Genomic DNA, 12,324 nt, shown 5'->3' with positions numbered 1-12,324 from the left:
AATGTATTTAACCATTTATTAATGAGGTAAAAATGACAAAAGATATACATTCATTGGCTTTAATATCTTCAGATAGCCTTGAAAGTTATTTACAGTCAGTAAATAATTACCCAATGCTTTCCGCTGAAGAAGAGAAAAAACTTGCGGAAAGATTGTATAATGATGGTGATATTACTGCGGCAAAAGATCTTATCATGTCTCACCTTAGGTTCGTGGCTCATGTTGCTAGAGGTTATAAAGGTTACGGCTTGCCGATGTCTGATATTATCCAAGAAGGGAATGTTGGACTGATGAAGGCTGTTAAGAGATTTAATCCTGAGGTTGGTGTTAGACTGGTATCTTTTGCTGTACATTGGATAAAGGCTGAAATTCACGAATATGTGTTGAAAAATTGGCGTATAGTTAAAGTCGCAACAACCAAAGCGCAAAGAAAACTATTTTTCAATTTAAGAAAAAATAAATTAAAACTAGGTTGGTTTAGTAAAGAAGAAGTAAACATGGTTGCAAATCAACTTGGTGTAGATGAATCGGAAGTATTAGAAATGGAGTCTAGATTATCAGCTTTAGATTATTCTTTCGATTTACCTAATGATAATGATGATACAAAGCCACAATCTAATTCACCAGTTTTTTATTTAGAAGATAAAAGTTCAGATTTAGCTAAAGATTTTGAGTCTAATAACTGGGAATCAAATGCAAATGAGAAGTTAGCGAAAGCAATGAAAACTTTAGATGAAAGAAGCCAGCATATTATTAAAACACGTTGGCTTGATGATGATAAAGTCACATTACAAGATCTCGCTAAGTTCTATAATATTTCTGCAGAAAGGGTGCGACAGTTAGAAAAGAGCGCTTTAAAACGTCTCAAAGGAGCAGTTGGAGAGCTCTAAATAATTATGCCCATCTGTTTAAGCCAAAAACTTAAAGGTTTTATTGAAATAACAAGATTAGATAAACCCATTGGAATTTATCTTCTCTTGTGGCCTACATTATGGGCATTTTTTTTAAATCCTAACAGTATGTTTTCATACTCTAATCTAATTATATTCATAACAGGAGTTGTTGTTATGCGCTCTGCAGGATGCGTTATCAACGATATTGCTGATATAAAAGTAGATGGTTTTGTTGAACGAACTGCTAATAGGCCGCTTCAAACTGGACTTATAAATAAAAAATCTGCAAAGTTAATTTTTTATTCGCTGATTCTTATTGCTCTTTTATTGGTTTTGAATTTAAATCGTTTTACGATTGTTCTTTCTTTTTTTGCTCTATTCTTTGCTATTATTTATCCATTTATGAAAAGGTGGGTTCATTTACCGCAATTATTTTTAGGAATTGCTTTTGGCTGGTCTATCCCAATGGCCTATGCTGCACAAAATGATTTTTTAGATAAGAGTGTTTGGTTGTTATTTGCGGCCAATATATTTTACGTTATTGCTTATGATACACTTTACGCTATGGTTGATAGAGATGATGACTTGAAAATTGGAGTAAAATCAACTGCTATTTTATTTGGTAATTGGGACAAAACGATTATCTTTATTATGCAGATTATTATGCTTACACTTTTAGTATTTGTAGGTGTAAACCTTAATTACAATTTTTATTATTATTTTTCATTGCTTCTTTCATTGTTATTTTTTGTTTATCAACAAACATATATTAGAGCATCAAAGCGAGAAAGATTTTTTCGAGCTTTTCAACAAAATCATTACGTGGGAGTTATAATTTTGGTTGGTATTTTATTAAATTATTTTTAGCGACTTTTGTCTCAAAGCGCTAATAGTTTCCACTCTTATTAATAGTAAATTTATCTGTTTTTAATCTGTCTAGTTGTCAGCGATCTAAATAAATTGAGAGCATTTGATAACCTCGGTAAGATAAATTATAATTCAAAATTTGTCGACTTATTTAGGAAATCACTTACCAATCATAAACTTCGGTGCACGCAATATAATCAACTAGAACATGATGACTCATAGTTGGTCAAATTAATTATGATGAGGGATTTGTAAATCATACATAAATTTAACACTAATTTGAGATGAGTAGTGTTTTTTTTTGTATAATGTTATTTATTATCAAAACATAATATATTGATGTTCGTAAGCTTTATTTCCTAAAACAGTTTTTTTCTGATAAAAAATTATTACCTAATAATTGATTGTTTGATATTAGATTACTTATAATAAGAATAATTTTTGCTCGGTTGTAAAAAATAATAAAATCACAATTAGTGTTTTTTTAAGATATGATGAATTGAATTATAGCTAATATATTTTTTAGACTTTAAAAAAATTATGTTTTTCTTTAATTCCATAAATGTTCATATACGTGAGGGCTTTTCAAATAAATCAGATGTTATTGTAGCTTACTAGATAAGAGTTGAGATAATAGATTTATAATTTAAAGTTTATATTTTAGATATATTTTGTTGCATACATAGTTTGAAAAAAGTTAGCTTCATGTCATTTTAATAAATTAAAAGCATACAATTAAATAGGCGAACATAAATGAATAGAAAAGTTTCAGTTATAGGTTTAGGTTATGTAGGACTGCCCGTCGCTGTTGCGTTTGGAAAAAAAAGTTCTGTAATAGCTTTCGATATTAATAAGAAAAGAATTAAATCTTTGAAAGAGGGATATGATTTTACTCAAGAGATAAGTGAGGATGAATTAAAAAAAGCAAATCTAAACTTAACAGATAGCATTGAAGAACTAAAAAAAGCAGACTTTCATATTGTAGCTGTCCCTACACCAATTGATAATTCAAAAAAACCAGATCTTATGCCTTTAATAAAAGCGTCAGAAACTGTAGGAAAGGCAATTAAAAAGGGAGATATTGTTGTATATGAATCTACGGTATACCCAGGAGCAACAGAAGAGGATTGTCTGAGTATTCTTGAGAAGGTGTCAGGATTAAAAGCAGGAGATGACTTTCATTTAGGTTACTCTCCTGAAAGAATTAATCCTGGTGACAAGGAGCATACTTTTACAAAAATCTTAAAAATTGTTGCCGGACAAACTTCAGAAATTTGTGATATTATTGCGGAAGTATACTCATCAGTAGTAGAAGCTGGCGTATATAAAGCTAGCTCAATAAAAGTTGCTGAAGCTGCAAAGGTCATAGAAAATACACAAAGGGACTTAAGTATTGCGTTCGTCAACGAGTTATCAAAAATATTCCATTTGATGGATATTGACACACAAGAAGTGCTAGAAGCAGCATCAACCAAATGGAATTTCACTAAACATAACCCTGGTTTAGTTGGTGGACATTGTATTGGAATTGATCCTTATTATTTGACATATAAAGCTGAAAAGTTAGGGTATCACCCAGAAGTTTTGTTGGCTGGTAGGCGCATAAATGATGGAATGTCTAAATATGTGGCTGAACAAGTAATTAAACAGATGATAAAAAGTGGATTATCTATCAACAATGCTAAAGTTGCATTGTTTGGAATCACTTTTAAAGAGAACTGTCCTGATATTCGAAATTCAAAAGTTTTTGATTTAATTAATGAGCTCAAAGAATATCATTTGGATATAGATATATATGATGAATTAACCGATAAATTAGAAGTTGAAAAACATTACAACATCAAACTATGTGATGAATCAAAAGTACAAAATAAAAAATATGATGTTTGTATCGTTGCAACACCACATATCAAATATGTAAAAGAGTTTAAATTCCCTGAACATAAGATATTTATCGATGTTAAATCAGCGTTTCCTAAAAACATGTCAAAATTTAGACTGTGATTTGGGATTTATACGTATCCACTATACAAGAGTTCTTTCAAGAAATCACTCACTATACTTTTGTGGAGGAGTGTTTTCATTGAATTAAACATGGGCGTCACTTTTTAATAATTTTCTTATTTTCTAATTACTAAATAATTTGCTAACATTCACTCTAAAGAAAAAGGCGTACCCCCGTCCTGAAAACTCTTAAGTAAACAGTTATTATCTTCATATTAAGAATGTTAGTCTGACTTTATTTAGCTAAAAATAAGGTGAAGTTTTTAAAATTATACCCGTTCAGATTTCAAGCCATGCTTATACGTAAGAGCATTTTATGAATTAATTTTTTATATCAGAACTTTGATATTTACTCCATTTCTCCATAATAATATGAGCATTTTCTTTATCTTCTTGATAAATATTTTTTGCTATTTCTTGAGCTTTAACGAGTAAATTAGCATCACGAAAGAGACATGCAACCTTCATGTTAATATCTCCAGTTTGCTTATAACCAAGTATCTCTCCAGGACCTCTTAATTTCAAATCCTCCTCGGCTATAAAAAAACCATCCGTACTAGATCGAATGACTTCTAATCTTTTCTTGGATATTTCTGAGATAGGCTCTTGATACATGAGCAAACAATAGCTTTTTTTTGTACCTCTTCCGACTCTTCCCCTCAGTTGATGAATTTGAGACAAACCTAATCTTTCAGAGTTTTCTATAACCATAATTGATGCATTCGGAACATTTACACCAACCTCAATAACTGTTGTTGATACTAAAATTTTTATTTCATTTTGATTAAATTTATTCATGACTTCAATTTTTTTTTCTGAGGACATCTGACTATGAATAAAGTCAATACTTATATCTTGCATGATACTTGATATATTACGAAATAAAGCTTCTACAGATTCAGCTTCAAGTGTTTCAGAGTCATCAATTAGTGTGCAGACCCAATAAACTTGAACACTCTCAACTTCGATCATCTTTCGTATTTTTTTGATTAACTCTAATCTTTTCGTGTTACTGAATACAACTGTTTCAATAGGCGTTCGTCCTGGGGGCAATTCATCTATGACAGACACATCAAGTTCTTTGAAAGCACTCAAAGCTAGAGTTCTAGGAATAGGAGTTGCTGTCATTACTAGTTGGTGTGGAACAATATTTCCTGAAATCCCTTTTTTCAGTAGAGCATCTCGTTGTGCAACGCCAAATCTATGTTGTTCATCTATTATAATTAAAGCAAGTGATGAATAGTTCACAGACTCTTGAAAAAGTGCATGAGTACCTATAACTAATTGAATCTTATTATTAAAAAGTTCATTTAATATTGATTTTTTCTTTTTTGGAGCATGTTTACCTAATAATAATCCAACTTGTATATTTAAAGGTGAAAACCACTCTTTAAAATTGTGAAAGTGTTGTTCAGCTAATAGCTCTGTTGGTGCCATAAGAGCAACTTGATGACCACTTTGTATGATATGTAATGCGGCTAATGCAGAAACTAAAGTTTTACCAGATCCTACGTCACCTTGAACAAGTCTTTTCATTGGAAAGTTGTTCTTGAAATCATTTTTTATTTCAAGAGCCACCTTTTCTTGAGCATTAGTTAAAGAAAAAGGTAGATTTTTTAAAAAGCTTGATTCTAAATCTCTTAATGGGTTCTTTAATTGGTAGGATTGATGGGTTAAGTTCTTATTTTTCAGTTTTAAAATAGATAGATAAAAAGCAGATAACTCTTCAATAATTAGGCGCAAGTGTGCATTATGTTGAAAGTTTTCTAACTTTACTATGGGCTCCGATATTGAAGGGCAGTGAAGAATATTTAAAGCTTGTTCAATATTATAGCAATAAGATGGAATATATTTTTGAAAGTTATCTTCGAAACAAATGGTTTTTAGCCTTAGTAAATCAAGTGCCTGAATAATGAGTTGATATAATTTTTTTTGATTTAAACCCTCAGTAAGGTGATAGGCAGGAAATAGTTTCTCTTTATAAATACCTATAAAGTCTTTTTCCTTGATGATTTCTGGATGAATAAGCTCCATACCCTTAGAAGAGTGCTTGATATCGCCATAAAACTTATATTTTTTTCCTACTTCAAACTGTTTTAAAAAAGAGCCATAAGTATTAAAAAATTTTAATGTTATGACTCCTGTTTCGTCATAGCCAGTAATCGTTGAGATTTTTCTTCTAAAATTTTGGGTTTCTTTGTGTTCAACAGTGATCTCTATAACTTGCTTATTTCCTAATTCGAGATTTTGAATAGTAGTGATATGAGATTTATTGGTGTATTTGTAAGGTAAATAAAAAAGAAGATCGACTATGTTGAAAATACCCAATCTATTGAGCTGTTTAACTGTCTGGTCTCCAACTCCATTTAAATCAGTTAAGTGAAAACTTGAAATTGAATTGATTGTCATTTCAATGTCCTTTATGGATGTTGTCTTACTAAACTCCACCATGAATCAGGTGCACATATTTGTCCTTCACTATTAATGTGAGGATAAGGTAATGCCTTTCTTTTTACCACTTTAGCTAAGATAGGATAACCTTTTTCAAATAAAATTTTTTGTATTTCATCTTCACTTAATGGGTAAGGGTTACGATCATAGAAATTTTTAATACTTCTTTGTCTTTGTGCTTCAAATAAAATAAGAGCTGCAGCGACAGAAACGTTCAATGACTCAACCATGCCTAACATGGGTATGTTAATGGGTTGACATGCATTATCTTTAGCAGTTTGAGACGTTCCAAATTTTTCGCCCCCAAGAATAATTGCAGTAGGCTTCGTGTAATCTACTTCTCTAAAATCAACTGATTTTTCATGTAAATCAGTAACCAATATTTGCATTGATTTATTTCTAAAGATTTCACAAGCGTCATCAATGGAATTATGAACATCAACATAAACCCAATTTCTCGCGCCAGCAGATGTGTGAGATAACATTTTCATTTTTTTATTTGGCCAGACAGCATGAATGTTATGCACACCAGTTGCATCAGCACTTCGAATTATCGCTGAAACATTATTGGGTTTGTGAACCTGATCTAAACATAAAGTTAAATCTGTCTGCCTTCGCTTTAATAACTCTAAAATTTTTTTGTATCTTAATGGGTTCATAGATTTAATTTTTTAATCTGGATACTTTCACAATATCTTGCATGATTCTGATTTGCTTAATAATTTGAGCGAGATGAACTCTGTTTTTTGTAGTTAAATGAATTAGAGCTGTATAAAGTCTACCATCTTTTTCTTCAGTCGATATTTTTTGGATATTAGAGTTCATTTTAGCAATAGTATGGGTTAAGTCGGCTAGAATTCCTTGTCGGTTATGCATATCGATTCTTAAAACAGTCATAAACTCTCGGTCAAAATCTTCTTCCCATTCTATGGATAAGTATTTCTCAGGTTCATTTTGATAGCCTTTTATATTAGAACAGTCTTCTGTATGAACAACAAGGCCTTTTTCATTGCTCATATAGGCAATGATAGGATCTCCTGGGATGGGGTGACAGCAATTTGCAAAATGAGTGAGTATGCCTGAGGCACCCTTAATCGCAAATTGGCTTTTTTCGTTTTCTTCTATGATTTCATCACTACTGCTTTTTAATTTGCGAGCAACAACGAAACTGGTCAATTTACCTAGTCCAATATTGATGTAAAGCTCTTCAAGATTATTTAACTTAAATTCATTTAATACGCTGTTTAAATCATCTTGAGGAAGATCTTCAATAGAAATATTTTTACCTAAAGCATGTTTTAGAAGTTTTTCACCTAAAGTAATAGATTCATCTTTTTTCATGCTTTTTAAAGCTTGGCGTATTTTAGTTCTGGCCCTTGAAGTAACGACATAATTTAACCAAGTACCTTTGGGTTTGGTTTTAGGCGAGCTTATAATTTCAACTGTTTGGCCATTTTTAAGAGGTTTACTAAGTGGATAAGGAGCACGATTAACTCTAGCACCAGCTGTTTTATGACCTAAATCAGTATGGACTGCATATGCAAAATCTACTGCTGTTGCACCTACGGGTAATTCAATAATTTTACCCTTGGGAGAGAAAACATAAATTTCATTAGGAAATAAATCTGATTTAACATGTTCAATAAATTCAAAAGAATTGCCTATGCTTTGCTGTAATTCCAATAAACTTTGCATCCATCTTTGCGCTTTAAGGTGAGCGGTATTGCTTAAATCAATTTTTTCATTATTATCTTTGTAAGACCAATGAGCAGCAACCCCTTTTTCAGCCATTTGATTCATATCTTCAGTTCTGATTTGAACTTCTACAGGAGCCCCATGTGGACCAACCATCGATGTATGTAAAGATTGATAGCCATTCGCTTTGGGTACGGCAATATAATCTTTAACTCTACCAGGTTTTGGGTTGTAAAGATTATGCATAGAACCTAAAACACGGTAGCAAGTATCTAAATCTTTTACAATTATTCTGAAAGCATAAATATCCATAATACTATGAAATTTCTGCTCTTTATTTTTCATTTTATTATAAATAGAGTAGAGATTTTTCTCTCGACCAAAAACGTCAGAGGGTATGCCTGATTCTTCTAACCTCCCTTTAATCTCAGAGAGTATTTTATTGATAATTTCTTTTCGATTTCCACGAGCAAGGGCTATTACACTTTTTAAAACTTTGCTTCTGTTGGGATACAATGCTGCGAAACCTAATTCTTCTAATTCCACTTTAATGCTATGAATACCTAGTCTATGCGCTAATGGTGCATAAATTTCTAGGGTTTCTTTGGCGATACGTCTCCTTTTATCAGGTCGAAGTGCGCCTAGTGTTCGCATATTATGAGTTCTATCAGCAAGTTTGAGTAAAATAACTCTAATATCTTGCACCATAGCCATAATCATTTTTCGGAAGTTTTCAGCTTGAGCTTCTTTTTTGTCTGCAAACTTTAGTTTGTCTATTTTTGTTACGCCATCTACTAAATCAGCAATCACTGGACCAAATTGTTCTTGGATATCTTCTTTAGTAATTTCAGTATCTTCCATGACATCATGAAGTAGTGCTGCAGCTAGTGTTTCATGATCAAGGCGCATGTCAGCTAAAAGCCTTGCTACTGCTACTGGATGAATGATGTAGGGTTCACCAGAAGAGCGCATTTGACCATCATGTGCGTCTCTTGCAACAACGTAGGCTTGTCTTATAATATCTACCTCATGTTCAGGTAGATATTGAGTAATGATATCTTTTAAGCTATGGAATAAATGCAAAAAGATTCCTTTCTTCTATTATTTATCTATTTAAATGCGGGTTATTGATTGAACTTACTGCAGCTAATTCTGCAGCTTCTTGCTCGCGAATTTCTTGTCTTTCTCTAGCATCAAGAACTTCTTTATTGATTAAACCTTCTTCAATTTCTCTTAAGCTTAAAACAGTATACTTATCATTTTCAACAGGTACCAAGGAATCTTTCCCACCTGTTTGCATTTGTCTAGCTCTTCTTGCAGCAACTAGGACTAAATCAAAACGGTTTCCAATTTTTTCAACTGCATCTTGAACTGTAACTCGAGCCATTATTGTACCTCTAAAATAAATTATTTTTTGATTAAAGAATTGATTAAATTCTCATTTTTTTGTACTTGTTTGTTTTTTTTGAGCTTTTCAGCTCGAATTATTGCCTTTAAGTCCATTAAAGCAATTTCAAAGTCGTCATTAATTATAACATAATCATATTCAAAAATGTGAGAAATTTCTGAAGATGCCTCTAACATTCTTTTTTGGATAGTTTCATCACTATCTTGAGCACGAGCAATTAGCCTTCGCTCAAGTTCCTCCTTTGAGGGGGGAGCGATAAAAATGGTCTTAACATCAGGTACTTTTTCTTTTATCTGTCTGGCACCTTGCCAATCAATATCTAAAAAAACATCGATTCCTTTTGAAAGTTGCTCTGTAATCCAATTATGGGATGTACCATAGTAATTCCCAAATACTTTAGCATATTCAAGAAAGTCATTTTGCTTTATTAACGTTTCAAACTCTTGCTCAGAAACATAATGGTAATGAATACCATTTTTTTCATTAGGTCTTTTTTCTCTGGTAGTGTGAGAAACAGATACTTTTACAGCATAATTAGGAGTAGTTTCGAGTAATCTTGAAATCAAAGATGACTTTCCGGCACCACTGGGTGCAGAAACAATGTATAATGTACCTTGATACACAATAAACCTATTATTCTAAATAAAAAAGATAATTTACATTTTTAAGTTTAATTTGTCAAAAATCCTAAAATTCATGTTCCCGCCTTTTTCACCACTTTAACTTAATTTAAAGTGATTTGATGAAATCCATTGAAATAAACAACTAGAAAAAACCTTGAAAACATAAGAGTGTAAAATAGGTTGAATGTCATCGATATTCTATTCGATATTCTGGATTTGCTCACGCATTTGTTCAATTAATACCTTTAATTCAACAGCAGATTTGGTTACATCTTTATTTATGGACTTTGATGCAATTGTATTCGATTCGCGGTTAAATTCTTGCATTAAAAAATCTAACTTTCTTCCTGTCAAACCACCTTTATTAAGTATATTTTTTGCTTCACTTACGTGAAAACCGAGACGATCCAACTCTTCTTGAATATCAATCTTTTGAGCTAAAAGAACTATTTCTTGTTCTACACGATCAGCATCTAATTTTAAATTTAGTTCTTCTAAACGAGCTTTAATCTTTTGTCTTTGAGTCTCAATAATTTCTGGAACAACTTTATTAATTTTTTGAGTTTCAAGTTCAATTTTGTCAAGTTTTTCAGTCAATGAATCTTTTATTTTTTGGCCTTCAGCTTTCCTATTTTCAATAAACGAATTTAATGCTTGAGATAAGCTGTTGTTAATATCAGATGTTAATTCATCGATGTTTTGCTTACTCTCTTTAATAACTCCTGGATACTTTAATATTTCAAGAGGGTTGACACTATCACATTGCGTTTTTGTTTTAATATGATGAATAGATCGAATTAAATTATCTAACATTTGTTCATCTATGGATATTTCTTCACTGATGTTATTTAAAAGATTAAGGCGCAGGATGATTTCTATTTTACCTCGAGAAACACGTTTTTTGAGGAAACTCTTAATATCTGGATCTAAAAATTTAAAAGATTCAGGAAGTTTTAAGTTTAAATCTAAAAACCTATGGTTTACTGAACGTAGTTCCCATGAGAGTGTACCCCAACTTTTTTGAAATTCTTGAAAAGCATAACCAGTCATACTTGCTATCATAATGAGTGCTCAATTGAATATGTTTAAATTTTGATTAGACTAATATATCATATGAATCAAATTATGGAATAGATTGTTTATTATTATAAATTAGATCGTAATAGGTTGTATTATAGGGGGTTTCTTCATGAAAAGTTATCAAAGAGAATTTATTAAATTTTTAATTGAATCTGATATTTTGTGTTTTGGTCAATTTACACTCAAATCTGGTCGCATCAGTCCTTATTTTTTTAATGCTGGATTATTTAACTCAGGAAAAAAAATATCTCAATTAGGTGACTTCTATGCATCTAAAATAATGGATTCAAAGATTGATTTTGACGTAGTTTTCGGTCCTGCCTACAAAGGAATACCCATAGCAACTAGTACAGTGGCGTCTCTTTTTAGAAATTATCAAAAAGAGGCACCTTATTGTTTTAACCGTAAAGAAGCTAAAAAACATGGAGAGGGTGGGAATATTGTGGGTGCCGCCTTAGAAGGTAATGTTCTTTTGGTTGATGATGTTATATCTGCAGGAACGGCTGTTCGAGAGTCTATGGAACTGCTTAAAGAAGCAAATGCCAATTTAGCGGGTATCGTTATTGCGCTTGATAGACAAGAGCGAGGATTAGGTAACCTATCTGCAATACAAGAAATTGAGAAGCAACATAATATATCAGTGTATCCTATTATTACTCTAAATGATGTTGTAGATTATTTAAAAGACGAAAATATTTTTACAGAGCAAATTGAGCATTTAAATGCTTATAGACAAAAATATGGAGCAAACATTTAATTACAAAATTTAAATAAGTCTATACATAGTCTTTACTATAAACAATCATATTAAGTATAGACTTATTTCATATCTAAATTAATTAAACGCCAGTATGACCAAAACCACCTTGTCCACGCTGAGTTTCATTAAAGTCTTCAACCACTTCAAAGTGTGCTTGAATAATTGGAACAAAAACGAGTTGAGCTATACGATCTCCAGGTTGAACCACAAATGCTGTATCACTTCTATTCCAAGCTGAAATTTTAAGCTCACCTTGGTAATCTGAATCAATAAGACCAACTAAATTTCCCAAAACGATACCACTTTTATGACCAAGACCAGAACGAGGTAAAATTGTTGCTGCAACACTAGGATCTTTTATGTGAATGGCAATACCTGTATTAATAAGTTTAGTTTCGTTGGGTTCTAATGTTAATGGCTCTTTAATACAAGCTCTTAAATCTAGTCCTGCTGAACCCTCTGTAGAATAGGCGGGTACTGAGTATGTATTAATAAATTCTTTATCTAAAATTTTCAACGCAACATTTTTCATGTACTATTTCT

General features: G+C 31.7%; 11 protein-coding genes. 4 read left to right on the top strand and 7 right to left on the bottom strand.

Going from position 1 to position 12,324, the window contains the following annotated elements:
* Positions 1–32 precede the first annotated feature (32 nt).
* The 3 genes from rpoH (at position 33) to CF386_RS02910 (ending at position 3,764) form a co-directional block, all read left to right on the top strand.
* Positions 33–890, top strand: coding sequence for an RNA polymerase sigma factor RpoH (gene rpoH, locus CF386_RS02920; RefSeq protein ID WP_089072981.1), 858 nt, complete (start codon positions 33–35; stop codon positions 888–890).
* Positions 891–896: 6 nt separating this feature from the next.
* Complete coding sequence (gene ubiA / locus CF386_RS02915; RefSeq protein WP_089072980.1) at positions 897–1,760, top strand: 4-hydroxybenzoate octaprenyltransferase; 864 nt, start codon at positions 897–899, stop codon at positions 1,758–1,760.
* 753 nt (positions 1,761–2,513) lie between these two features.
* Positions 2,514–3,764, top strand: a complete 1,251-nt coding sequence (locus CF386_RS02910; protein ID WP_089072979.1) for a nucleotide sugar dehydrogenase — start codon at positions 2,514–2,516, stop codon at positions 3,762–3,764.
* Positions 3,765–4,085: 321 nt separating this feature from the next.
* On the opposite strand, the gene recG is transcribed toward CF386_RS02910, so the two are convergent.
* The 6 genes from recG to CF386_RS02880 form a co-directional block, all read right to left on the bottom strand.
* Positions 4,086–6,173, bottom strand: a complete 2,088-nt coding sequence (gene recG, locus CF386_RS02905) for an ATP-dependent DNA helicase RecG (RefSeq protein WP_158522283.1) — start codon at positions 6,171–6,173, stop codon at positions 4,086–4,088.
* A gap of 11 nt (positions 6,174–6,184) precedes the next feature.
* Positions 6,185–6,874, bottom strand: a complete 690-nt coding sequence (trmH, locus tag CF386_RS02900) for a tRNA (guanosine(18)-2'-O)-methyltransferase TrmH (protein WP_089072977.1) — start codon at positions 6,872–6,874, stop codon at positions 6,185–6,187.
* 4 nt (positions 6,875–6,878) lie between these two features.
* Positions 6,879–8,993, bottom strand: a complete 2,115-nt coding sequence (gene spoT / locus CF386_RS02895) for a bifunctional GTP diphosphokinase/guanosine-3',5'-bis pyrophosphate 3'-pyrophosphohydrolase (RefSeq protein WP_089072976.1) — start codon at positions 8,991–8,993, stop codon at positions 6,879–6,881.
* Positions 8,994–9,015: 22 nt separating this feature from the next.
* On the bottom strand, positions 9,016–9,297 hold the full coding sequence (gene rpoZ, locus CF386_RS02890) for a DNA-directed RNA polymerase subunit omega (protein ID WP_089072975.1): 282 nt from the start codon (positions 9,295–9,297) through the stop codon (positions 9,016–9,018).
* A 20-nt stretch (positions 9,298–9,317) separates the two neighbouring features.
* Positions 9,318–9,941: a guanylate kinase gene (gene gmk / locus CF386_RS02885; RefSeq protein WP_089072974.1), complete on the bottom strand. Its 624-nt coding sequence runs from the start codon at positions 9,939–9,941 to the stop codon at positions 9,318–9,320.
* Between the two features lie 198 nt (positions 9,942–10,139).
* Positions 10,140–11,003, bottom strand: coding sequence for a YicC/YloC family endoribonuclease (locus tag CF386_RS02880; RefSeq protein ID WP_089072973.1), 864 nt, complete (start codon positions 11,001–11,003; stop codon positions 10,140–10,142).
* Positions 11,004–11,130: 127 nt separating this feature from the next.
* On the opposite strand from CF386_RS02880, the gene pyrE reads away from it, so the two are divergent.
* Positions 11,131–11,778, top strand: a complete 648-nt coding sequence (gene pyrE / locus CF386_RS02875; protein WP_089072972.1) for an orotate phosphoribosyltransferase — start codon at positions 11,131–11,133, stop codon at positions 11,776–11,778.
* An 82-nt stretch (positions 11,779–11,860) separates the two neighbouring features.
* Here pyrE and dut read toward each other — a convergent pair whose 3' ends face one another.
* On the bottom strand, positions 11,861–12,313 hold the full coding sequence (dut, locus tag CF386_RS02870; protein WP_089072971.1) for a dUTP diphosphatase: 453 nt from the start codon (positions 12,311–12,313) through the stop codon (positions 11,861–11,863).
* Positions 12,314–12,324 lie beyond the last annotated feature (11 nt).

Origin of the sequence: Paraphotobacterium marinum, assembly GCF_002216855.1 — a bacterium.
Lineage (GTDB): Bacteria > Pseudomonadota > Gammaproteobacteria > Enterobacterales > Vibrionaceae > Paraphotobacterium > Paraphotobacterium marinum.
This window is presented reverse-complemented; position numbering and strand designations above follow the sequence as displayed.

What these genes read in the sequence shown, in the direction of transcription:
- rpoH (WP_089072981.1), top strand. Translation starts at nt 33, where the DNA reads ATGACAAAAGATATACATTCATTGGCTTTAATATCTTCAGATAGCCTT.
- ubiA (WP_089072980.1), top strand. Translation starts at nt 897, where the DNA reads ATGCCCATCTGTTTAAGCCAAAAACTTAAAGGTTTTATTGAAATAACA.
- CF386_RS02910 (WP_089072979.1), top strand. Translation starts at nt 2,514, where the DNA reads ATGAATAGAAAAGTTTCAGTTATAGGTTTAGGTTATGTAGGACTGCCC.
- recG (WP_158522283.1), bottom strand. Translation starts at nt 6,173, where the DNA reads ATGACAATCAATTCAATTTCAAGTTTTCACTTAACTGATTTAAATGGA.
- trmH (WP_089072977.1), bottom strand. Translation starts at nt 6,874, where the DNA reads ATGAACCCATTAAGATACAAAAAAATTTTAGAGTTATTAAAGCGAAGG.
- rpoZ (WP_089072975.1), bottom strand. Translation starts at nt 9,297, where the DNA reads ATGGCTCGAGTTACAGTTCAAGATGCAGTTGAAAAAATTGGAAACCGT.
- CF386_RS02880 (WP_089072973.1), bottom strand. Translation starts at nt 11,003, where the DNA reads ATGATAGCAAGTATGACTGGTTATGCTTTTCAAGAATTTCAAAAAAGT.
- pyrE (WP_089072972.1), top strand. Translation starts at nt 11,131, where the DNA reads ATGAAAAGTTATCAAAGAGAATTTATTAAATTTTTAATTGAATCTGAT.
- dut (WP_089072971.1), bottom strand. Translation starts at nt 12,313, where the DNA reads ATGAAAAATGTTGCGTTGAAAATTTTAGATAAAGAATTTATTAATACA.